Annotated in this window: 19 protein-coding genes; 16 read left to right on the forward strand and 3 right to left on the reverse strand. The window is 70.2% G+C overall.

All coding sequences use genetic code 11. From position 1 onward, the window contains the following. Positions 1 to 3 precede the first annotated feature (3 nt). Positions 4 to 1,590 (forward strand): glycosyltransferase family 2 protein, encoded by a 1,587-nt coding sequence (locus ACFVXE_RS16165; RefSeq protein ID WP_389671801.1) that lies wholly within the window; start codon positions 4 to 6, stop codon positions 1,588 to 1,590. A gap of 4 nt (positions 1,591 to 1,594) precedes the next feature. Continuing rightward, complete coding sequence (locus ACFVXE_RS16170; protein ID WP_389671776.1) at positions 1,595 to 2,878, forward strand: nucleotide sugar dehydrogenase; 1,284 nt, start codon at positions 1,595 to 1,597, stop codon at positions 2,876 to 2,878. Positions 2,879 to 2,943: 65 nt separating this feature from the next. Here ACFVXE_RS16170 and ACFVXE_RS16175 read toward each other — a convergent pair whose 3' ends face one another. Then, positions 2,944 to 3,543: an acyltransferase gene (locus tag ACFVXE_RS16175; RefSeq protein WP_389671777.1), complete on the reverse strand. Its 600-nt coding sequence runs from the start codon at positions 3,541 to 3,543 to the stop codon at positions 2,944 to 2,946. A gap of 386 nt (positions 3,544 to 3,929) precedes the next feature. Here ACFVXE_RS16175 and rplU point away from each other — a divergent pair, with 386 nt between their 5' ends. The 10 genes from rplU (at position 3,930) to ACFVXE_RS16225 (ending at position 15,507) form a co-directional block, all read left to right on the forward strand. Then, positions 3,930 to 4,250 (forward strand): 50S ribosomal protein L21, encoded by a 321-nt coding sequence (gene rplU / locus ACFVXE_RS16180; RefSeq protein WP_030921216.1) that lies wholly within the window; start codon positions 3,930 to 3,932, stop codon positions 4,248 to 4,250. A gap of 14 nt (positions 4,251 to 4,264) precedes the next feature. After that, positions 4,265 to 4,522 carry a 50S ribosomal protein L27 gene (gene rpmA / locus ACFVXE_RS16185; RefSeq protein WP_116211787.1) on the forward strand — a complete coding sequence of 86 codons (258 nt, stop codon included), beginning with the start codon at positions 4,265 to 4,267 and terminating at the stop codon, positions 4,520 to 4,522. Positions 4,523 to 4,685: 163 nt separating this feature from the next. Continuing rightward, entirely contained in the window at positions 4,686 to 6,122 is a 1,437-nt protein-coding gene (gene obgE / locus ACFVXE_RS16190; protein ID WP_389671778.1) for a GTPase ObgE, read from the forward strand. 347 nt (positions 6,123 to 6,469) lie between these two features. Then, positions 6,470 to 7,969: a D-ribitol-5-phosphate cytidylyltransferase gene (locus ACFVXE_RS16195; RefSeq protein WP_389671779.1), complete on the forward strand. Its 1,500-nt coding sequence runs from the start codon at positions 6,470 to 6,472 to the stop codon at positions 7,967 to 7,969. 131 nt (positions 7,970 to 8,100) lie between these two features. Then, complete coding sequence (locus ACFVXE_RS16200) at positions 8,101 to 10,146, forward strand: hypothetical protein (RefSeq protein ID WP_389671780.1); 2,046 nt, start codon at positions 8,101 to 8,103, stop codon at positions 10,144 to 10,146. 148 nt (positions 10,147 to 10,294) lie between these two features. Then, positions 10,295 to 11,512: a glycosyltransferase family 2 protein gene (locus ACFVXE_RS16205; protein ID WP_389671781.1), complete on the forward strand. Its 1,218-nt coding sequence runs from the start codon at positions 10,295 to 10,297 to the stop codon at positions 11,510 to 11,512. Positions 11,513 to 11,623: 111 nt separating this feature from the next. After that, positions 11,624 to 12,694: a glucose-1-phosphate thymidylyltransferase gene (locus tag ACFVXE_RS16210; RefSeq protein ID WP_389671782.1), complete on the forward strand. Its 1,071-nt coding sequence runs from the start codon at positions 11,624 to 11,626 to the stop codon at positions 12,692 to 12,694. Next, positions 12,691 to 13,677 (forward strand): dTDP-glucose 4,6-dehydratase, encoded by a 987-nt coding sequence (rfbB, locus tag ACFVXE_RS16215; RefSeq protein ID WP_389671783.1) that lies wholly within the window; start codon positions 12,691 to 12,693, stop codon positions 13,675 to 13,677. The genes ACFVXE_RS16210 and rfbB overlap by 4 nt, the downstream gene beginning before the upstream one ends. Next, on the forward strand, positions 13,674 to 14,558 hold the full coding sequence (gene rfbD, locus ACFVXE_RS16220) for a dTDP-4-dehydrorhamnose reductase (protein WP_389671784.1): 885 nt from the start codon (positions 13,674 to 13,676) through the stop codon (positions 14,556 to 14,558). Before rfbB ends, rfbD begins: the two co-directional genes overlap by 4 nt. 154 nt (positions 14,559 to 14,712) lie before the next feature. Beyond that, positions 14,713 to 15,507 carry a class I SAM-dependent methyltransferase gene (locus tag ACFVXE_RS16225; RefSeq protein ID WP_389671785.1) on the forward strand — a complete coding sequence of 265 codons (795 nt, stop codon included), beginning with the start codon at positions 14,713 to 14,715 and terminating at the stop codon, positions 15,505 to 15,507. A 76-nt stretch (positions 15,508 to 15,583) separates the two neighbouring features. Here ACFVXE_RS16225 and rfbC read toward each other — a convergent pair whose 3' ends face one another. Together rfbC and ACFVXE_RS16235 are read right to left on the reverse strand one after the other, a co-directional pair. After that, a complete protein-coding gene (rfbC, locus tag ACFVXE_RS16230; protein WP_389671786.1) occupies positions 15,584 to 16,183 on the reverse strand; it encodes a dTDP-4-dehydrorhamnose 3,5-epimerase in 600 nt (199 codons plus the stop codon). A gap of 53 nt (positions 16,184 to 16,236) precedes the next feature. Next, positions 16,237 to 18,255: a glycosyltransferase family 2 protein gene (locus ACFVXE_RS16235; protein ID WP_389671787.1), complete on the reverse strand. Its 2,019-nt coding sequence runs from the start codon at positions 18,253 to 18,255 to the stop codon at positions 16,237 to 16,239. Positions 18,256 to 18,638: 383 nt separating this feature from the next. Between ACFVXE_RS16235 and proB the strand changes: the two genes are divergently transcribed. The 4 genes from proB (at position 18,639) to ACFVXE_RS16255 (ending at position 22,418) form a co-directional block, all read left to right on the forward strand. Then, the gene (gene proB / locus ACFVXE_RS16240) at positions 18,639 to 19,745 is read left to right on the forward strand and encodes a glutamate 5-kinase (protein ID WP_389671802.1); all 1,107 of its coding nucleotides are present in this window, start codon (positions 18,639 to 18,641) and stop codon (positions 19,743 to 19,745) included. Positions 19,746 to 19,887: 142 nt separating this feature from the next. Next, the gene (locus ACFVXE_RS16245; RefSeq protein ID WP_389671788.1) at positions 19,888 to 20,400 is read left to right on the forward strand and encodes a hypothetical protein; all 513 of its coding nucleotides are present in this window, start codon (positions 19,888 to 19,890) and stop codon (positions 20,398 to 20,400) included. Between the two features lie 76 nt (positions 20,401 to 20,476). Next, positions 20,477 to 21,760: a glutamate-5-semialdehyde dehydrogenase gene (locus ACFVXE_RS16250; protein ID WP_389671789.1), complete on the forward strand. Its 1,284-nt coding sequence runs from the start codon at positions 20,477 to 20,479 to the stop codon at positions 21,758 to 21,760. 64 nt (positions 21,761 to 21,824) lie between these two features. Next, positions 21,825 to 22,418: a hypothetical protein gene (locus ACFVXE_RS16255; RefSeq protein ID WP_389671790.1), complete on the forward strand. Its 594-nt coding sequence runs from the start codon at positions 21,825 to 21,827 to the stop codon at positions 22,416 to 22,418. Positions 22,419 to 22,423: the final 5 nt, after the last annotated feature.

Here is a 22,423-nt window from a genome sequence, read left to right on the forward strand (position 1 = left end):
ACCATGCCGTACCTCACCGAGTGCCTCGCGTCCCTCGTGGGGCAGTCCATCGGCCCGGACCGGCTCGAGGTGGTGGCGGTCGACGACGGTTCGACGGACGGCAGCGGCGCCGAGCTCGACCGCTTCGCCGAGCTCTTCCCGGACACGGTCACGGTGATCCACCAGCCCAACTCCGGCGGCCCGGCGGCTCCGAGCAACCGGGCGCTGGAGGTGGCCACGGGCCGGTTCGTCTACTTCATCGGCTCCGACGACCACCTGGGTGAGGAGGCGCTGGAGCGGATGGTGGCCTGCGCCGACACGAACGGCTCCGATGTCGTGATCGGCAGGATGGTCGGCACCAACGGCCGGTACGTGCGCCAGTCGCTCTACCGGGCCGACGACGCGGACGTCAGCCTCTACGGACCGGATCTGCCGTTCGCCCTGTCCAACACCAAACTGTTCCGCCGTGAGCTCGTGGAGAAGTACAAGCTGCGCTTCCCCGAGGAACTCCCGGTCGGCAGCGACCAGCCGTTCACCATCGAGGCCTGCGTCCGCGCCCGCAGGATCTCGGTGCTCGCCGGCTACATCTGTTACTACGCGGTGAAGCGGGGCGACGCGGGCAACATCACGTACCGCGCCGATCACCTGGCGCGGCTGCGCTGCACCGGGGAGATCATGGACCGTGCGGCGGTGCTGATCGAGGCCGGGCCGAAGCGGGACGCCGTCTTCAAGCGCCACTTCACCTGGGAGCTCTCCAAGCTCCTGCAGGACGACTTCCCGGCACTCGACGCGCAGACCGGGCGCGAGGTCTGCGACGGTATCGGACGGCTGGCCGACACCTATCTCACCGACCCGCTGGCCGACTCGCTCACGGTCAAACGGAGAGTGAGGCTCCGGCTGGCGCAGCGTGGCGCCCTGGACGAGCTCCACCGTGTCGTGACCGAGGAGGCGGAGCGCGGCGCACCGCCGTTCCACCTGGAGGACGGCCGCGCCTTCGCCCGGTACCCGGGCTTCCGCGACGCGGGCCTCGGGCTGCCGGACCGCAGTTTCGAACTGGTCGGCGAGAGCGTGCCGGGACGGCTCGCCGACGGGACCGAGCTGATCGACTCCGGCTGGGTCCAGGACGGCGACGAGCTGTCCTTCACCGTCACGGTACGGATCGGCGTCGTCGGCGACACCGGCTCCGCCGTCGTACGCCTCGTCGACGGCGCCATGCCCGGCAGCGCCGACAAGGCGGGCGCCCGCCGGCTGCCCGCCGGAAAGCGGCTTCCCCCCGCGTACGGCAAGTTCCGCAGGGAGGCCTCCGCGGACGGCGACGCCACGCTGCTGCACGCCCGGGTCCCGTTGGAGCCGCGTGAGGTCACCTGCGGGGTGCGGGTCTACGTGGACGTGGCGGGATCGACGTACGAGATCCCGGTGCGCGCCGACGGACATCCGATGCCGCTGGCACGGCGGTGGCACGGCGCCGAGGAGCCGTACCGGGCCGCCGCACACCGCAACACCAAGGGGCGCATGGTGATCAGTACCGGCCCGCTCCGCCCGCCCAGGACGACGCCGGTCTCGTGGCTACGGTCCAAGCTGCCCGGCGCCGAACGCCCCAGGAGGAAGTGATCCCATGAGCATCTGCGTAGTGGCCCTCGGCAAGATCGGCCTGCCGCTGGCCGTGCAGTTCGCGGCCAAGGGGCACCGGGTGATCGGCGCCGACATCGACGAGAGGGTCGTGGAGCTGGTCAACGCCGCGGTCGAACCCTTCCCCGGCGAGCACGGCCTCGCCGGCCGGCTCAAGGAGGCCGTCGCGGCGGGGCTGTTGACCGCGACGACGGACACCACCGCCGCGGTCGCGCAGTCCGACGCCGTCGTGGTCGTCGTGCCGCTCTTCGTGGACGCCGAGGGCACACCGGACTTCGGCTGGATGGACTCCGCGACGAAGGCGATCGCCGCCGGACTGAAGCGGGGCACGCTCGTCAGCTACGAGACCACGTTGCCGGTCGGGACGACCCGCACCCGCTGGGCGCCCGAGCTCGAAGAGGGGTCGGGCCTGAAGGCCGGCGACGACTTCCACCTGGTGTTCTCCCCGGAGCGGGTGCTCACCGGCCGGGTCTTCGCCGATCTGCGCCGCTACCCGAAACTGGTCGGCGGCATCGACGCGGCCTCGGCCGCGCGCGGGGTGGCGTTCTACGAATCGGTCCTCGACTTCGACGAGCGTGCGGATCTGCCGCGGCCCAACGGCGTCTGGAACCTCGGCACGTCGGAGGCCTCCGAACTCGCCAAGCTCGCCGAGACCACCTACCGCGACGTCAACATCGCGCTGGCGAACCAGTTCGCGCGGTTCGCGGACCGGCAGGGCGTCGACATCCTGAAGGTCATCGAGGCCTGCAACTCGCAGCCGTACAGCCACATCCATCTGCCGGGCATCGCCGTCGGCGGCCACTGCATCCCGGTCTACCCGCGGATGTACCTGTGGAACGACCCGACGGCGACCGTGGTCCGCTCGGCGCGCGAGGCCAATGCCGCCATGCCGGAGTACGCGGTGGATCTGCTGGCCGCCGCCTACGGGGACCTGACCGGCGCCGAGGTGCTGGTGCTCGGCGCGGCCTATCGCGGCGGGGTGAAGGAGACGGCCTTCTCCGGTGTCTTCCCGACCGTCGCGGCGCTACGGGCACGAGGGGCGTACGCCTACGTCTCCGACCCGATGTACACCGCGGAGGAACTGGCCGCGCAGGGACTGACTCCGCACACCGGCGAGGCCGTCACCGCCGCGGTCCTCCAGGCCGACCACCCCGAGTACCGGGAGCTGTCGGCGGAAGACCTGCCGGGTGTGCGCGTCCTGGTCGACGGGCGCCGCACGACGGACCCGGCCCGCTGGGAGGGTGTCCGCCGCATCGTGATCGGCGGCTGATCCGCCGGGCGCGGCCGGCGGATGCGCCTCGCCGGCCCACCGTGCGGCGGATCGGACCCGGTGGATCAGACCTCGGCGAGCGAGCCCGGGCCGGTCTCGCGGTAGCGCGTGCCGGTCTGCGGGCACTCCCACAGTCCCGGCTCGTCCGCGCACGCCACCAGCTTCACCCCGGCGCGGCCGACCCAGCCCACCTGCCGGGCCGGAACGCCGACGACCAGCGCGAAATCGGGCACGTCCCGGGTCACCACGGCGCCGGCCCCGATCATCGCCCAGCGGCCGATCCGGACCGGCGCGACGGCGACGGACCGTGCCCCCAGGGACGCCCCCTCGGCGACCCGCACCCCGACGGCCTCCCAGTCACCGCCGCGTTTCTGCCTGCCGTCGGGGTCGACCGAGCGGGGCGCGCGGTCATTGGTGAGCACCACGGCCGGCCCGATGAAGACGCCGTCGGCGAGCTCCGCCGGCTCGTACACCAGCGCATAGTTCTGGATCTTCACGTTGTCGCCGACGCGCACGCCGGTGCCGATGTACGCGCCGCGGCCGACCACGCAGTTCGTGCCGAGCCTGGCCTGCTCGCGGATCTGAGCGAGCTCCCACACGCTGCTGCCGTCCCCGATCTCGGCGGTCCCGTCGACCTGGGCGGTGGGCTGGACTCTGTGATTCACGTCTGCTCTGCCTTCCGGAGCGCGGTGTCGACCGGGAGCCTACGGTGTGTGCCCGTCCGGCGGCGGAAGGTGACGGCCCCTCCGTGCGTCCGGGTCGGCGCCGGAGCCCCGGGGGAGTCGCCGACGGCGACGAGCCGGCCCTCGACGGCCCGGTGCGGCCCGGTCCTGAGGTGCCGACAGGGCCGGGGAGCCCGGTTTGACCACCGGGGTGCGGCCCCGTAGCCTTGTCCCTCGGCGTGTTTCCATGCGCGCCCACCCCTGAGCACATCCCTCGTGGCGGATCTGTCCGTCAGGAGAGGCCGCTCATCCTTCCGGATCGTCGCGGGCTTCGGCCTGCGCGAGTGGCTGGCATCAGGGGATCCGTTCCGAGCGAGAGAGAGATCCGCGTGTACGCCATCGTGCGCAGCGGTGGCCGCCAGCACAAGGTTGCTGTCGGTGACATCGTTGAGGTTGACAAGATTTCCACTGCCCAGGTTGGCGACACGGTCGAGCTCTCGACCCTGCTCGTGGTCGACGGCGACGCCGTGACCAGCGACCCGTGGGTGCTGGCCGGGATCAAGGTCCAGGCCGAGGTCGTGGACCACCACAAGGGCGCGAAGATCGACATCCTTCGCTACAAGAACAAGACCGGCTACCGCCGTCGCCAGGGTCACCGCCAGCAGTACACGGCGATCAAGGTCACCGGTATCCCCGCGGCTGCGAAGTAAGGGACTGAGGAGACATGGCACACAAGAAGGGCGCATCGTCCACCCGGAACGGGCGCGATTCCAACGCTCAGCGGCTCGGCGTCAAGCGCTTCGGCGGCCAGGCCGTCAACGCCGGTGAGATCCTGGTCCGCCAGCGCGGCACCCACTTCCACCCGGGCACGGGCGTCGGCCGTGGCGGCGACGACACGCTGTTCGCGCTCGCCGCTGGTGCGGTGCAGTTCGGCACCCACCGTGGCCGCAAGGTCGTGAACATCGTTCCGATCGCCGAGTAATTTCGGCGCTCGTCGAGCGGTTTCTGCGGAGGCGGACCTCACTTCCCGTACGGGAAGCGGGTCCGCCTTTCGCGTGTTTCTCCTATGAGAGACCAGTCCGTCCCCGGCGGGGACGGTATGAGCTTGAGACATTTCTGCACGTATGTAACTGGAGGTTTCCACCATGACCACCTTCGTGGACCGCGTCGAGCTGCATGCCGCCGCGGGTAACGGAGGCCACGGCTGTGCCTCCGTTCACCGTGAGAAGTTCAAGCCGCTCGGCGGCCCGGACGGCGGCAACGGCGGCCGTGGCGGCGATGTGACCCTGGTCGTCGACCAGGACGTCACCACGCTCCTCGACTATCACCACAGCCCCCACCGCAAGGCCACCAACGGGCAGCCCGGCGCGGGCGACAACCGTTCCGGCAAGGACGGCCAGGACCTGGTCCTGCCGGTCCCCGACGGTACGGTCGTGCTCGACCGGGACGGCAACGTGCTCGCCGACCTGGTCGGCCACGGCACCACGTTCGTCGCCGGTCAGGGTGGCCGCGGCGGCCTCGGCAACGCCGCACTCGCCTCGGCCCGGCGCAAGGCGCCCGGCTTCGCGCTGCTCGGCGAGCCGGGCGAGTCCCGGGACATCGTCCTGGAGCTGAAGACCGTCGCCGACGTCGCGCTGGTCGGCTACCCGAGCGCGGGCAAGTCCTCGCTCATCTCCGTCCTGTCCGCGGCCAAGCCGAAGATCGCCGACTACCCGTTCACCACGCTCGTCCCGAACCTGGGCGTGGTCACCGCGGGCGGCACCGTCTACACCATCGCCGACGTTCCGGGTCTGATCCCGGGCGCCAGCCAGGGCAAGGGCCTCGGCCTGGAGTTCCTGCGGCACGTCGAGCGCTGCTCCGTACTCGTGCACGTACTGGACACCGCGACGCTGGAGTCCGACCGTGACCCCGTCTCCGACCTCGACATCATCGAGGAGGAGCTGAAGCAGTACGGCGGGCTGGACGACCGGCCCCGGATCGTCGTCCTCAACAAGATCGACATCCCGGACGGCCAGGATCTCGCGGACATGATCCGCCCGGAGCTCGAGGAGCGCGGCTACCGCGTCTTCGAGGTGTCCGCCGTCGCGCGCACCGGCCTGAAGGAGCTCTCCTTCGCGCTCGCCGGCGTGATCGCCGAGGCGCGCGCCGCCAAGCCCGTGGAGGAGGCGACCCGCATCGTCATCCGCCCGAAGGCGGTGGACGACACGGGCTTCACCGTCACGCTGGAGGAGGACGGCATCTACCGGGTGCGCGGCGAGAAGCCGGAGCGCTGGGTCCGCCAGACCGACTTCAACAACGACGAGGCCGTCGGCTACCTCGCGGACCGTCTCAACCGCCTGGGCGTCGAGGACGAGCTGATGAAGGCCGGTGCCCGCGCGGGCGACGGTGTGGCCATCGGCGCCGAGGACAACGCGGTCGTCTTCGACTGGGAGCCGACCATGGCGGCGGGCGCGGAGATGCTCGGCCGGCGTGGCGAGGACCACCGTCTCGAAGCCCCCCGGCCGGCGGCCCAGCGCCGTCGCGACCGCGAGTCGGAGCGCGATGACGTGCAGCGCGAATTCGACGACTTCGACCCGTTCTAAACGGCCTCGCAGGGGGTGGTGGGGCCCGCAGCGCCGGGCCCGCCGCCCCCTGCGGCGTGCCCGCCCCCGGCGGTCCGCCACCTCCGGCGCGCCCGTGCGGTCCGCCCGTACCCGGAGTGGCCGCCCGTCGCGGCCGGTGACCCGGGACCCCGTCCGGGGTGTCCCGTCCGTCCCGCCCCTGTGGTGTCGGTCACCCGGCCGTCGGGCGTCAATTCCGCTCTTCGCCCTGATCGCAAGGGAACGGCAGGTGTCCTCGCAGCATGCGGGGGCCGACGTCCACCTTGCGAGACGGTAACGGAGAGTGCAACCATCGGTGTATCTCCCAGCCCTCGCAAGGTAGGTCGTCTGTGTCTGCTCAGCACATAGCCAAAGCCCGAACCACAGCAGTCGTGCTCGCCGGTGGTACCGGCCAGCGGGTGGGCCTGTCCATCCCCAAGCAGCTGCTGAAGATCGCAGGCAAGGCTGTCATCGAGCACACGCTGTCGATCTTCCAGCAGGCCGACTCCATCGATGACGTCATCGTCCTGATGGCCCCGGGCTACGTGCCCGACGTCGAGAAGATCGTCGCCAAGGCCGGTCTCACCAAGGTCATCAAGGTGATCGAGGGCGGCACCACGCGCAACGAGACCACCGAGCGCGCGATCGCGGCGCTCGGCGAGGGCCTCGCCGAGGGCGAGGACCGCAACGTCCTCTTCCACGACGCCGTGCGCCCCCTGCTGTCCCAGCGTGTCATCAAGGACTGCGTGGACGCCCTGGACCGCTACCAGGCCGTCGACGTCGCCATCCCGTCCGCGGACACGATCATCGTGACCCGCACCCACGGCGGCGACGGCGAGTTCATCACCGACGTGCCGGACCGCTCCCGGCTGCGCCGCGGCCAGACGCCGCAGGCGTTCAAGCTCTCCACGATCCGCCGCGCCTACGAGGTCGCCTCGGGTGACCCGAACTTCCAGGCCACCGACGACTGCTCGGTCGTGCTGAAGTACCTCCCCGACGTGCCGATCTACGTCGTGGCGGGCGACGAGTACAACATGAAGGTGACCCAGCCGGTCGACGTCTTCATCGCGGACAAGCTCTTCCAGCTGGCCTCCACGGCCGTTCCGCAGCCGACCGACGACGCCGCCTACCGCGAGCTGCTCACCGGCAAGACCCTGGTCGTCTTCGGCGGCTCGTACGGCATCGGCGCGGATATCGCGGCGCTCGCCGAGTCCTACGGCGCCAACGTCTACGCGCTGGGCCGCTCCACCACCGGCACGCACGTGGAGAACCCGGAGCACGTCGACGACGCGCTCTCCAAGGCGTACGCCGACACCGGCCGCGTCGACTACGTGATCAACACCGCGGGCGTGCTCCGCATCGGCAAGCTGGCCGAGACGGACAACACGACCATCCAGGAAGCGCTGAACGTCAACTACCTGGCGCCCGTCCAGATCGCCCGCGCCTCGTACAAGTACCTCGCGGAGACCAAGGGCCAGCTGCTGCTCTACACCTCCAGCAGCTACACCCGCGGCCGCGCGGAGTACAGCCTCTACTCGTCGACCAAGGCCGCCATGGTGAATCTCACCCAGGCGCTCTCCGACGAATGGGCCGGCGACGGCGTGCGGGTGAACTGCGTGAACCCCGAGCGCACCGCGACCCCGATGCGGACCAAGGCGTTCGGCGACGAGCCCGCGGGCTCGCTGCTCTCCTCCGAGGCCGTCGCGCGCACCTCGCTCGACGTCCTGCTCTCGGAGATGACCGGCCATGTCATCGACGTACGCCAGCAGGATCCGACCCGCGGTGCCTCCGAGGCGTCGGGCTTCGAGCAGGCACTTGCCGCCGTCCTGGACCGACAGGCCGATGTGTAATACTGCTTGACAATCGACTATTCGGACCCCTGTCGTCGCTTTGTGCGAACTACAGGGGTCCGAATTCGTGAAGGTCTTCTTCACATTTCCCTCGCAAGGTAATCAGTCGGCACCCTCGGAAGCGGTACTTCGTGATTTCGAAAGCCATTCGCTTGGCTCGTGTGGGCAGCGGTTCGGAGCTGGCCGCCGCGCTCTTCGTGGCTCTGGGGTTCCCGTGCATCATGCTCGCGGCGATAATCCCCAACCTGTGGTTCTTTGCCGCGGCGACCGCGGCCACCTACCTGGCCGACCGGTATCTGCACCACTGCGGCAGCTATCTGGTCAACCGGCTCGCCGCCGTCCGTGCGGGTCTGTCGATCCGCTTCCTGGTGCGCCAGCTGCTGCTGATCCTGCTGCTCTCCCGTATGGGGTACGGCGGGCAGCCGCTGTTCTACGTGACGGTCGCCTGCCTGCTGGCCTTCTACGGGCTGCAGGCGCCGCAGAGCGCGATGGTCACCCTCATCCGGCTGCGCCGCAAGCTTCCTGTGGTCACCCGCAACATCGACCTCAGCGCGGTGCGGATCGCCGACGCCCCGCCGCAGCGGCTGATGAACCGCCCCGCGGAGAAGATGCTCCACCTGGACATCTTCTCGATGGTCGGCGTGCTGGCCGCGGTCGAGACCGGCACGTTCGGCATCGCGTACGCGGGTCTCGCGCTCACGCTCGCTCTCGCGGGCATCTACCTGACGGCGCTCCTGCCGTACGTCCGGCCGAGCCGGCTCGTCCCGCCGGAGACCAAGGTCCTCAACGCCGTGGGCGACTGGCTGGACGAGTACCGGCCGACCGTCGCGCTGTACTTCTCCGGCTCCAAGGACTCGGCCTACCAGGTCAACATGTGGCTGGAGACGATGGCGCAGCTCGGCGGCCGGCCGCTGATCCTGTTGCGTGAGCGCGGTCTGGTCTCCCAGCTCGCCACCACGTCGGTTCCGGTGCTCTGCGTGCCCGGTGGCGTGCACCTGATGAACCTGAACCTGTCGACGGTGCGGGTCGCGCTCTACGCGGCCAACGTCGGCAAGAACATCCATCTGCTCCGGGTGCCGACCATGAAGCACGTCTTCATCGGCCACGGCGACAGCGACAAGCTCGCCAGCGTCAACCCCTTCAGCAAGGTCTACGACGAGGTCTGGACCGCGGGCCGGGCCGGCCGCGACCGTTACGCGCTGGCCGACGTCGGCGTGCGGGACGAGGACATCGCCGAGGTGGGCCGCCCCCAGCTGGCCGCCATCGAGCCGTGGACCGGTGCCCCGAAGAACCCGATCCCGACCGTGCTGTACGCGCCCACCTGGGAAGGCTGGGACGACAACCCGGGCAACACCTCGCTGCTGCTGGCCGGCGAGAACATCGTCCGCCGGCTGCTGGACGCCGAGCAGCCGATCCGGCTCCTGTACAAGCCGCACCCCTTCACCGGCACGCGCAGCCGCGAGGCCAAGGCTGTGCACCTGCGCATCACCGCTCTGATCGAGCAGGCCGCGGCGAAGCGTGCGGCGGACCCCCGCTGGGCGCAGCAGGCGAGCTCGCTGCAGGGCGAGCACGCCGGGGCCCGCGCCGAGATGGCCCGCATCGAGGCGCAGCTGGCCGCGCTGGCGGCCGGCGGCCGTACGGCCCGGGACGAGGCGGAGCTGTCCCGTGACTCGCTCGCCGACCCGGCGCGCGAGGCGGAGACCGCGAAACTGAAGAACGAGTGGAACGCCGCGTACTGGCGCTCGCTGGGCTGGTGGGAGCACAAGGTGATCACCGGCGCCCAGATGCGTCTGTACGACTGCTTCAACGAGTCCGACGCCATGGTTTCGGACATCTCCAGCGTGGTGTCCGACTTCATCGCGAGCGGCAAGCCGTACGCGGTCACGGACTCCGCCGAGCTGGGTGTGGAGGAGTTCCGCCGGCAGAACACCGCGGTCCGCGCCGCGGTGATCCTCTCCAACGCGGCGACCGAGCTGGATGCCCTGCTCAGCGCGGTGGTGGACGAGAACGCGGACACGCTGGCGGACGCCAGGCGCGAGCTCAAGGCGTACCTGCTCGGTCCGGACGAGCCCACCTCCATCGTGCGTTTCGATGCTGCCGTGGCGGCGCTCTCGGCCAAGGCGGAGGCGCGGAACACCGGTGTGGCCAAGAGCCTCGGCGAAACCGTGAGTGGCTGAAAACAAGCGGATCACCTCCTGGGTTCACCAAGGCCCGGTAAAACCCCGATGGGTTTTACCGGGCCTTTGTGATGAGCGTCACCGTGCACCATGAAGATGCCGGACAACCAATGGATGACTCCGGCTGTCTTCTGTGAGTGTGAACGAGATGCCAATTCCTGATGTGACGGTGATCCTCGGAGCATATGAGGCGATGCCGTATCTCATCCGCTGCCTCGAATCGGTGGAGTCCCAGTCCATCGGAGCCCATCGAATGGAAATTGTCGCGGTCGACGACGGCTCCACCGACGGGACCGGCGAATTCCTCGAAGAATTCGCCGCCCGTTCCGCGGTGGCGACCACCGTGGTGCGCCAGGCCAATTCCGGAGGGCCGAGCGGCCCGCGGAATGTGGGTCTCGGCATGGCGCGCGGCCGCTACGTCTTCTTCCTCGACGCGGACGACCATCTCGGCCAGGAGGCCCTGGCGCGCATGGTCGCCATGGCCGACCGGGCGCACACCGACGTGGTGCTCGGGAAGGTGGTCGGCGTCGACCGGGGAGCGCCCCGGTCGATGTGGACCGCCACCGAGGACCGGGTCGACGTGTACAACTCCAAGGTCATTTACACCTTGAGCGCGCAGAAGCTGTTCCGCCGTGCGCTGCTGGAACGCCTGGCCCTGCGGTTCGACGAAGGTCTCAGAACCGGTGAGGACGCCCTCTTCACCATGGAGGCCTATCTGTGCGGCGCCGGTGTCTCCGTGATCTCCGATTACACCTGCTATTACCTGGTCGGCCGCGACGACGGAAAGCACGCCACCAAGAGCGGCACCTACGAATGGCGCTTCGATTCCATGCGGGCCATGATGGAGCTCATTCACCGGCTCGAACCCGCAGGTCCGAAGCGCGACTTCCTGATGGTCCGGCCCTTCACCGTCGGCATGCTGCAGCAGTTCGGTCCCCGCTTCCTCAAGAACTCCGAGCGGGTGCGCCGCCACAAGGTGGAACTCGCGGCGCCGCTCATGGACGCGTACTGGAACGACGGTGTGGCGCGGCGGATCAAGGTGGCGGAGCGGCTGCGGCTCGTCTGTGTCGCCCGGGGCCGTGCCGACCTGCTCGTCGACCACCTGACCTACCTCCGGGCGGAGACGGTTCCGGATCTGGTCCGTTCACCCGGGGGCGACAGGCTCTATCTCGGGTACCCGCACTTCCGCGACGCCTCGGCCGGGTTCCGCGACTGCGACTTCGAGGTCACCGTGCCCGACCGGCACGACGGCAGGCGCGTCGATCCGCCCGGGGCGGCTGCGTACCGGGCCTCGCTCCCGCGGCGGGTGGCGCGCCGGATGCGCAGCGACTTACGGCGGTGGAGGTCGCGCCTGAGCACGGGCTGAACGGCCGCCCCGCCCACCGATTCCCCCGAATTCCACTGGCACTCCCAGTAAAATCGCCCGGAAGGTCGCAGCGTGCGACAGGACCGACATCCCATTCTGAGGACTGGTCACGTGAAGGCTCTCGTACTGTCCGGAGGGGCGGGTACCCGCCTCCGCCCCATCACGCATACCTCGGCCAAGCAGCTGGTCCCCGTGGCCAACAAGCCGGTGCTGTTCTACGGACTGGAAGCCATCGCGGAAGCAGGAATCGACGAGGTCGGCATCATCGTGGGCGACACGGCCGACGAGATCCGCCAGGCCGTCGGCGACGGTTCCCGGTTCGGCCTCGACGTGACCTACATCCCGCAGGACGAGCCGCTCGGGCTCGCGCACGCGGTGCTGATCGCCCGTGACTTCCTTGGCGACGACGACTTCGTGATGTACCTCGGTGACAACTTCATCGTCGGCGGGATCAGCGGACTGGTCGAGGAGTTCCGCACCGACCGGCCCGAGGCGCAGATCCTGCTGACCCAGGTGCCCGACCCGACCTCCTTCGGTGTCGCCGAACTCGACTCCGCCGGCCGGGTGGTGGCCCTGGAGGAGAAGCCGAAGGAGCCCAAGAGCGATCTGGCGCTCGTCGGCGTCTATCTCTTCACCCCCGCCATTCACGAGGCGGTCCGCTCGATCCAGCCTTCCTGGCGCGGCGAGCTGGAGATCACGCACGCCATCCAGTGGCTGATCGACCAGAAGCGCGACGTCCGCTCCACCACGATCCGCGGGTACTGGAAGGACACCGGCAACGTCACCGACATGCTGGAGGTCAACCGGACGGTGCTGGAGTCCGTCGAGCCGTCCTTCGAGGGCGCCGACGTCGACGACGACAGCGAGATCATCGGCCGGGTGCGGATCGAGGCGGGCGCCAAGGTCACCGGCAGCCGGATCGTCGGGCCCGCGATCATCGGTGCGGGATCGGTGATCAGCGGCGCGTACGTCGGCCCGTTCACCTCCGTCGCCGAGGACTGCCGGATCGAGGACAGCGAGATCGAGTACTCCATCGTCCTGCGGGGCGCCTCCATCGCCGGCGTCCGCCGCGTCGAGGCGTCGCTCATCGGCCACGACGTCGAAGTGACCCCCGCGCCCCGCTCCCCGTCCGCCCACCGACTCGTGCTCGGCGACCACAGCAAGGTGCAGATCTCGTCATGACGACCCACATCCTGGTGACCGGCGGTGCCGGATTCATCGGCTCGCACTACGTCCGTACGGTGCTCGGCCCGCAGGGGGCCGGGGATGTCGCCGTCACCGTGCTCGACAAGCTCACCTACGCGGGCAACCCGGCCAACCTCGACGAGGTCCGCGACCATCCCGGTTTCTCCTTCGTACAGGGCGACATCTGCGACACCGGGCTGGTCTCCGAACTGATGGCGCAGCACGACGAGGTGGTGCACTTCGCCGCCGAGTCCCACGTGGACCGGTCCATCGAGGGCGGCGCCGAGTTCGTCCGTACGAATGTGGTCGGCACCCACACCCTGATCCACGCCGCACATCTGGCGGGCATCAAGACCTTCGTGCACATCTCCACCGACGAGGTGTACGGCTCGATCGACGAGGGCTCCTGGCCCGAGACCGATCCGCTCGCGCCCAACTCCCCGTACTCCGCGGCCAAGGCGTCCAGCGACCTGATCGCCCTCTCGTACCACCGCACGCACGGACTCGACGTCCGGGTGACCCGCTGCTCGAACAACTACGGGCACCACCACTTCCCCGAGAAGGTCATCCCGCTGTTCGTCACCAACCTGCTGGACGGCAGGACGGTCCCGCTCTACGGCGACGGCGCCAACGTCCGCGACTGGCTGCACATCGACGACCATGTGCAGGGGATCGAACTGGTCCGCACGAAGGGCCGGGCCGGGGAGGTCTACAACATCGGCGGCGGCACGGAACTCTCCAACAAGGAGCTCACCGGCCTGCTGCTGGAGGCCTGCGGAGCCGACTGGGACACCAGCGTCACCTACGTCGAGGACCGCAAGGGCCACGACCGTCGCTACTCCGTCGACTGCACCAAGATCAGTGAGGAGCTCGGCTACGAACCCCGCAAGGACTTCCGTACCGGGCTCGCCGAGACCGTGCAGTGGTACCGCGACAACCGCTCCTGGTGGGAGCCGCTGAAGGACCGGGCCGCCCTGTGAGCGGGGTCTGGCTGGTCACCGGAGCCGCCGGCATGCTCGGCCGGGACCTGCTGGCCCGGCTCGCCGGCGAAGGCGTCGCCGCCGTCGGCGCGGACCGTGCGGCCATGGACGTCGCCGACCCCGCCTCGGTGCGGGCCGGGTTCGAGCGGCACCGCCCCGCTGTCGTCGTGAACTGCGCCGCCTGGACCGCCGTCGACGACGCCGAGTCCCAGGAGGACGCAGCGCTCCGGGTCAACGGCACGGGTCCCGAGGTCCTCGCCGCGGCCTGCCGCGAGCACGGTGCGGTGCTCCTCCAGGTCTCCACCGACTACGTCTTCGCGGGGGACGCCGAGAAGCCGTACCCGGAGGACGCCGCCACGGGCCCGCGCAGCGCCTACGGGCGGACCAAACTGGCCGGGGAGCGCGCGGTACTGGCGACCCTCCCGGACAGCGGCTACGTCGTCCGTACCGCCTGGCTGTACGGAGCGGGCGGCCCCAACTTCGTCCGCACGATGATCAGGCTGGAGGGGGTCAAGGACACCCTGGACGTGGTGGACGACCAGCGCGGGCAGCCCACCTGGACCGTCGACCTGGCCGACCGCCTGGTCCGGCTCGGACAGGGCGCCCTGGCGGGCACCGCGACCCCGGGCGTGTACCACGGCACCAGCGGCGGCGGGACGACCTGGTTCGGCCTCACCCGGGAGATCTTCCGGCTGCTGGGGGCCGATCCCGCGCGCGTCCGCCCCACGACCAGTGAAGCCTTCCTCCGGCCGGCACCCCGGCCCGCGTTCAGCGTGCTCGGACACGACCGCTGGGCGGCAGCCGGCATGGAACCGGTCCGCGACTGGAAGCCGGCCTTGCGCGAGGCGTTCCCGGCGCTGCTCCGCGCGGAACGCGGCTGATCAGCCGAATGATCGGATCGGTGGCGGTCTCCCGCATTCCCTTGCGGGAGATCGCCGGCGTCAACAAATGGGAGAACGCTTACCGCACCGCGCGCTCATAGGGTAACTTCGCCGGGAATCGGACCAGTTGATTTCTGTCGAAGGGCCGCTCCACGTGAACCGCCATGACTTCCTGCGTCAAATGCACCGCGTCTACCGGCCCCGGAACTATCTGGAGATCGGGGTCAACGACGGCAGGAGCCTGGCCCTTTCACGGGTGCCCTCCGTCGCCGTCGACCCGGCCTTCCGGGTGGTGACGGACATCAGCTGCGACGTCCACCTGGTCAAAGCGACGAGCGACGACTTCTTCGCCCGCAAGGATCCGCTGCTCCACCTGCGCAACGGCCGCAACCCGTTCCGCGCCCTCGCCCGCCGGGATCCGCTCAACGTGCTCGGCGGGGATCCGAAGCTGGAGCTCTCCTTCATCGACGGCATGCACCTCTTCGAGTACGCGCTGCGCGACTTCATGAACGTCGAGCGGCATTCGCGCTGGTCGAGCGTGATCGTGCTGGACGACATGCTGCCGCGCAATGTCGACGAGGCGGCCCGGGACCGGCACACGAAATTTTGGACCGGCGACGTCTACAAGGTGGTGCAGGTGCTGCGCCGCTACCGCCCCGATCTGGTGGTGGTCGAGATCGACACGGCACCGACCGGCGTGGTCGCCGTCTTCGGCGCCGACCCGGAAAGCACCGTTCTGAAGAGTGCGTACGACAAGATCATCGAAGAGTACGTCGTACCCGATCCGCAGGACGTGCCCGAAGAAGTCCTGGTGCGCAAGACCGCCGTCCAGCCCGAGACACTGCTCGGCGCCGACTTCTGGCCGGCCCTGATCCGGGCCCGCAACCTGCGCCGGTCCCGCTCGGCGTTCACGTCGTTGCGCGGGCGGATCGAGGCGGTCGCGGGCTGAGCCCACGCCTGCGGTGAAGCCCTCGCGGTCTCCGGACCGCGAGGGCTTCCGTCGTACCGGCGGCCCGGCCCCCGGATCAGCCCCGGGCGCGCAGCTGCGCGTAGTACGCCCGGCAGGCCTCGTACGACGGCAGCAGACCACGCTGCTCGGCCTCGGCCAGCGAGGGGGCGGCGGCGTCCTTCTCGGAGAGCAGCGGGGTGATGCCCTCGGGCCACTCGATGCCCAGCTCCGGGTCGAGCGGGTGGATGCCGTGCTCGCGGCCGGGCGCGTAGCCCTCGGAACACAGATAGACCACCGACGCGTCGTCCGTCAGTGCCATGAACGAGTGGCCGAGCCCCTCGGCGACGTAGACGGCGTGATGGTCCACGTCGTCCAGACGCACGGCCTCCCACTGCTTGTAGGTGGGGGAGCCGACCCGGATGTCCACGAGGACGTCGAGCACCGCGCCGCGCACGCACTTGACGTACTTCGCCTGGCTCGGCGGCACATCGGCGAAGTGGACACCGCGCAGGGTGCCGCGGCTGGACACCGAGAAGTTGGCCTGTGCGAGCTGCAGGCCGTGTCCGGCGGCCTCGCTGAGCTCGGACGCCTTGAACCACTCGTGGAAGCTGCCGCGACTGTCCGGGAAGACCTTGGGCTCATGGACCCAGGCCCCTTCGATGGAGAGCTGCCGCATGCGATCACATCCTTGTTCCGCTGCTTGTCTGAGGGGTGGTGGGCGGTCCCGGGTCAGCCGGTGAACCGGACGGCGAGGCGGCGCATCCGCTTGCGGCCCGAGGGCGGGAGCCTGCGGACGACCGGGCCACCGACCGCGCGCAGCACGCGCCGCAGCGCCGCCTTCCGGCGCGCGACGGCCACTTTCCGCATGAGCGCGGGCTCGATCTCGGGCAGCTCCGGGTCGAGGTGGATCCGGCCGCGCCTGTCGACGGTGACGTCGCAGAGCGGGAGTGCGGGACCGTTCTCCCCGTCGAGCCGGGCCGACAGCTTCCAGCCGCCTTCCGTGACCCCGTGCGCCCGCGCCGGCACGGCCAGATGGGCCCGTCCCTCCGTGGGGTGCAGCACGGTCCGCAGGGTGTGTGCGGGTCCGGAGGTCCCGTCGGCGGGGCTCAGGACCAGCTGGGCGGCCGAGTCGCCGGTGGCGGTGGTGGTGACGAGATCCAGCCGGAGCTCGGGCCGGCCGGACGGTGTCCTCAGGACCGGGCGGCCGGCGAGATGGCCGGCCAGTTTCTTGCTGCGCCCGTCGACGTCCAGGGTGAGATTGCCGTGCGGGTCGGTGAAGTAGGGGATGACGGCGCGGGCGGGGGAGCCCAGCGAAGCGGGCCGGCAGGCCGTGTCCACCTCGGCGGCGCGGTCCGCTCCGATCCTGGCCTTGCGGACCAGGCCCATGCCGCGCAGCGGCATCCACACGTCCCAGAAGCCGCGTGACACCCGTCCGCGCCCCTTGACCGCCTCGGCGGTCAGCCGGCCGCTGCCGTGCAAAACGACTTCGAAGCCGCCGTCGGCGAGCTCCTCGACCGAGGTGGTGAAGGTCGCCGGGCAGGGCCATTCGACGGCTGTCTCGCGGTTGCGGAGCGTGAGCTCGGCGGAGTACCCGGCGAGGTCGTCGGTGACGTCCACCGATTCTCCGGTCAGCTCGGGGTCCAGGTGGTAGCGGCCGTCGCGGCGCACCAGACGCAACGGGGCCCCGTCCTCGTGGACGAGCCGGCCGCTGACGGTGACGGCGATCCGGCCGTCCGGCTGCCAGGCGAACGTCTCCAGCCGGGCCGCCGCCGTGACGGACGCGGCGAAACGGGCGATCCGGACGAGGCCCTCCCGGTCGTCCGCACGCAGCTGCGCGGACCGTGTCCGCAGCAGGGGGCCGAGCCCGTTGTGCACGCCGTCGCCCATGAAGTCCCTGGCCAGCGGCTGGATGGCGTCGCACATCCCGTCGAGGAACTCCGGCGAGTAGCGCAGCACGGCCGGCTCGCTGAGCCGGCCGAGCATCTCGACGCGGTAGAAGCGGCGCAGCAGCCGGTCCCGGAATTCCCCGGGCTCCGTATGGGACACGACGACGTCGAGGACCTCGCGGAGATTCCCGTAGTACCCGGACGGGACGATCCTGGCGGACCCGGCGTTCTTTCCGTCGTCCCGCTTGGAATAGTAGTAGCAGGTGTAGTTGCCGAGGATGGAGACGACCTGGGCGGGGAAATACGCCTGCATCATGTAGAGCTGGTCCTCCAGGCGACGCTTTCCCTCGGGGTAGGCGATTCCGTTCTCACGGAGGAATTCCGTCCGGAACATCTTGTGCGGGGTGAGGCTGTCGTACAGCGGGGCGTCACGCAGGGTGCACTTCTCGCGGTTCTTCTTGAACACGCCGTGCGGGACGCCGCGGAAGTTGCTGGCCACCTTGCCGATGACGATGTCCGAGCCATTGCGACGGCCCATGTCGTACAGCCTCTCCAGGGCCTCGGAGGCAAGATGGTCGTCCTGGTCGAGGAACTGGACGTATTCGCCCTTCGCCTCGGTCACCCCGATGTTGCGGGGCTTTCCCGGCCAGCCGGAATTGGGGATGGTGATCACCCGGAAATGCGGGTGCTCCACCGCCAGTCTTTTGAGCCGGTCGGGAGTGTCGTCCGTCGAGCCGTCGTTGACGAAGAGAACCTCGAACTCCCGTGCGGGGAGCGTCTGCCGGAGAAGTGAATCGATGCAGGGGTCGATGTACTTGCCCGGGTTGTAGACCGGAATGACGACACTTACTTTCACTGGCATCGCTACTGTCCCATGGCTGATAGAGGCCCCTTGAGCCGTTGGCGGGTGCGGGGGTCAACGTTGCGGAGAATGGCGATGGGTGCCGCCCGCCTCGCACCCTATCGGCTGTTAGATGAGCGAGACGTGCGGATGGTTGCCCGGGCGGCGCGCGATGATCGGGTCATCCGCCCTTGCGGAGAATTTGATAACCATTTGATATGACCGCAACAGTGATGACATCGGACGGGCGCCCGCCCGTGTAAGGCGCTGCCGCCGAAGTGGAGTCCGATTATCGGGAACGCCTGTTCGGTCTGGTGTGCCGCCCTGCTCGCGTACCCTGACGGCCAGTGGGCGCAGTGACGGCAGGAACGGGGACAGGGCACGTGGCAGGGGCAAGGCAGGGCGTGACCGAGGCGCGCAGGATCGTGGTCAAGGTCGGTTCCTCGTCCCTCACCACCGCGGCGGGCGGCCTCGACGCCGACCGGGTCGACGCGCTCGTCGACGTGCTCGCCAAGGTCAGGAGCGGCGGGGAGCGGGAGATCGTCCTCGTCTCCAGCGGAGCCATCGCGGCCGGACTCGCCCCGCTCGGCCTGCTCCGCAGGCCCAAGGACCTGGCCAGGCAGCAGGCCGCGGCCAGCGTCGGCCAGGGGCTGCTCGTCGCCCGCTACACCGCCTCCTTCGCGCGGTACGGCGTACGCGTCGGCCAGGTGCTGCTCACCAGCAACGACACCAGCCGCCGCGCCCATTACCGCAACGCCTACCGCACCCTCGACCAGCTCCTGGACATGGGCGCCCTGCCCGTCGTCAACGAGAACGACACCGTCGCCACCGACGAGATCCGGTTCGGCGACAACGACCGGCTCGCCGCGCTCGTCGCCCACCTCGTCCGCGCCGACCTGCTGGTCCTCCTCTCCGACGTGGACGGCCTCTACGACGGTGACCCCAGCACCCCGGGCACCTCACGCATCGCCGAAGTGACCGGCCCCGCCGACCTGGCGGGCGTCACCATCGGCAGCGCGGGGAAGGCGGGCGTCGGCACCGGCGGCATGGTCACGAAGGTCGAGGCCGCCCGCATCGCCACGGCCGCCGGGATCCCGGTCGTCCTCACGTCGGCGAGCCGCGCCGCCGACGCCCTCGCGGGACGCGACACCGGCACGTACTTCCGACGCACCGGACGCCGCTCGGCGGACCGGCTGCTCTGGCTGGCCCACGCCTCCACCCCGCAGGGGTCGCTGACCCTGGACGACGGGGCCGTACAGGCGGTCGTCGAGCGCCACAGCTCGCTGCTGCCGGCCGGGATCGCCGCGGTCGAGGGCGAGTTCACGGCGGGGGACCCGGTCGAACTCCGCGATCTCCAGGGCCGGTCCGTGGCCCGCGGACTCGTCAACTTCGACGCCAAGGAGATCCCGAAGCTGCTCGGCCGCTCCACCCGCGACCTGGCACGCGAACTCGGCCCGGCGTACGAGCGCGAGGTCGTACACAGGGACGATCTGGTCCTTCTGCACCCCTGACCGGCCTCCCGAAACGGCTGAAACTCCGGACTTCCGGCGGAGAGGTTCGCGAAAACCGCCCCACGCCCGGCCCCGGACTGGTCAACTTTGTAACGGGCACACAGCGGGGACAGCACAGCAACGCATTCACAGGAGGCCGCCGGTGAGACGAGCGCGCCCGGGGTCGCCGCCCCGAGGAACGGGTGGCCGCACCCTGACGAGCGTCGGAGCAGGTGCCGGATTCGACGGCAGCTGGTCCGCTGACACGGCGGTCGACGCGACCGACGACAGGGCCACCGGCTCCGAGCCGGGGCCCGCGAAGGAGGAGCGCACCCCGTCGAAGCTGTGGCACATCACGCTCAGCGTCTCGGGTGCCGAGACCCCGCTGAAGGAGGTCAGACGCGGTCTCGAACAGCTCGCGCACGACCACCCCTTCCTGCTGACCAGCCGGTACGCCAACGACCACGCGGAGATCCGCTACTGGGAGGAGGCCCGCGACCTGCACGACGCGGCGGCGGTCGCACTGCGGCTGTGGGGCGAGCACCGCTCCAGCGCCCAGCTGCCGCCCTGGGAGATCGTCGGCCTTGAGGTCATCGACCGGGAGACGTACCACCAACGCGTCGCCGAGGGGTACGGACCGCCCCCGGCGGCGCCGGTCGGCGTTCACCCGTACTGAGCCCCGCCGCGGAACGCGTGTCTCGCATCACGGGATACGTGAGGGATGTCCGCAGCGTGCGCACTACTCTGCGGGCATGACCACGCTTTCGCCGTACGACAACATGTCCCCGGTCGCCCAGGCCGCCTACCGGTCGCGCGCCGCCGCCGCAGACATCGCGCCACTGCCGCGCGCTGCCAAGGACGACGCGCTGCTGGCGATCGCGGACGCGCTGGAAGTACGGACGAGCGAGATCGTCACGGCCAACGCCGAGGACGTGGCCCGCGCCCGCGAGGCCGGGACCAGCGAGTCGATCGTCGACCGGCTCACCCTCACCCCCGAGCGGATCCGGGCCATCGCCGCCGACGTCCGGGACGTGGCCGCGCTGCCCGACCCGGTCGGCGAAGTGGTGCGCGGCTCCACCCTGCCCAACGGCATCGACCTGCGTCAGGTCCGGGTGCCGCTCGGCGTCGTCGGGATCATCTACGAAGCACGGCCCAACGTCACGGTGGACGCCGCGGCGCTCTGCCTGAAGTCCGGCAACGCGGTCCTGCTGCGCGGCTCGTCCTCCGCCTACGCTTCCAACACCGCACTCGTCCGGGTGCTGCGCGACGCCGTCGGCGGCTCGGGCCTGCCGGCCGACGCGGTGCAGCTGGTGCCGGGCGAGAGTCGCGACTCGGTACGCGAACTGATGCGGGCCCGCGGCCTGGTCGACGTGCTCATCCCGCGCGGCGGCGCCTCCCTGATCCGCACCGTCGTCGAGGAGTCGACGGTGCCGGTCATCGAGACGGGCACCGGCAACTGCCATGTGTACGTGGACGCGCAGACCGACCTCGACATGGCCGTCGACATCCTGATCAACTCCAAGGCCCAGCGCCCGAGCGTCTGCAACGCCGCCGAGACCCTGCTGGTCCACCGGGACATCGCCGCACGGTTCCTGCCCCGGGCCCTGGACGCGCTGGCCGACGCCGGCGTGACCGTGCACGGCGACGAGCGCGTGCAGGAGTTCGCCGCGGGGACCAAGGCCACCGTCGTGGCGGCGACGCCGGAGGACTGGGAGACCGAGTACCTCTCGTACGACATCGCGGCCGCCGTCGTCGACTCCCTGGACGCGGCGGTGGCACACATCCGGCTCTGGTCCTCGGGCCACACCGAAGCGATCGTCACCACGTCGCAGGCCGCCGCCCGCCGGTTCACCCAATTGGTCGATTCCACGACGGTCGCCGTGAATGCGTCCACTCGGTTCACCGACGGGGGGCAGTTCGGATTCGGCGCGGAGATCGGTATCTCCACCCAGAAGCTGCACGCCAGGGGCCCGATGGGGCTGCCGGAGCTGACGTCGACGAAGTACATCGTGACGGGGGACGGTCACATTCGGTGATCGTCCGTCCGCCGAATGTGCCGTCTCCCTGCCCAAAACCACGCGCCGGGGCTACGCTGAAGCTGTGCCGGACGACGTGGGGGGCAGGCCGTTCCCGGACGGCTGGGAGCCCGACGACGACCGCGGGGGCGCGGACGAGGACTTCGCCTCCGTGGTATTCGACGAGGACTTCGTACAGGCTGCAGAGTTCCATGAACCCACCGCGGTGGAGCGGCTGTTGGCCGCTGCTCAGGCGCGCGCCGAGGCCGAGGCGGCCCGGGCCCGAGCGGGTGGCGGCAGTGCCGACGACGAGCTCTACGACGAAGGCTGGGGTCCGGGCAGCGGGTACGGCCCCGGGAGCCTCTACGACGACCCGACGGACCCCGACGGCCCGGGGGGCTACGACCGCGGTCCGTACGGACGGCACGGCGGCGCGCTGCGCCCCTATCGTGGCGCCGCCCGTTGGCATCGCCCGGTGGCCTGGCTCCTCGCCCTCCTGATGGGCATCTCCATGGTCGCGCTGGCCTTCAGCGCCGTCTACCGCGGCGCCTCGGACAACCGGCAGGACCAGGTCCCGTCGCCCGCCACGAGCGGCGTGGACAGCGCCCCCGGCGCCGTTCCGTCCGTCTCCGCCGTTCTTCCCCGGCCCGCCGTGTCCGCGGTGCCACGCACGCCCTGAGGCGA

The organism is Streptomyces sp. NPDC058231 (genome assembly GCF_042882275.1).
Lineage (GTDB): Bacteria > Actinomycetota > Actinomycetes > Streptomycetales > Streptomycetaceae > Streptomyces.

Coding starts and splice junctions, on each gene's coding strand:
- obgE (WP_389671778.1), top strand. CDS start 4,686: ATGACCACCTTCGTGGACCGCGTCGAGCTGCATGCCGCCGCGGGTAAC.
- rfbB (WP_389671783.1), top strand. CDS start 12,691: ATGACGACCCACATCCTGGTGACCGGCGGTGCCGGATTCATCGGCTCG.
- ACFVXE_RS16170 (WP_389671776.1), top strand. CDS start 1,595: ATGAGCATCTGCGTAGTGGCCCTCGGCAAGATCGGCCTGCCGCTGGCC.
- rfbC (WP_389671786.1), bottom strand. CDS start 16,183: ATGCGGCAGCTCTCCATCGAAGGGGCCTGGGTCCATGAGCCCAAGGTC.
- ACFVXE_RS16165 (WP_389671801.1), top strand. CDS start 4: ATGCCGTACCTCACCGAGTGCCTCGCGTCCCTCGTGGGGCAGTCCATC.
- ACFVXE_RS16205 (WP_389671781.1), top strand. CDS start 10,295: ATGCCAATTCCTGATGTGACGGTGATCCTCGGAGCATATGAGGCGATG.
- ACFVXE_RS16235 (WP_389671787.1), bottom strand. CDS start 18,255: ATGCCAGTGAAAGTAAGTGTCGTCATTCCGGTCTACAACCCGGGCAAG.
- ACFVXE_RS16250 (WP_389671789.1), top strand. CDS start 20,477: ATGACCACGCTTTCGCCGTACGACAACATGTCCCCGGTCGCCCAGGCC.
- rpmA (WP_116211787.1), top strand. CDS start 4,265: ATGGCACACAAGAAGGGCGCATCGTCCACCCGGAACGGGCGCGATTCC.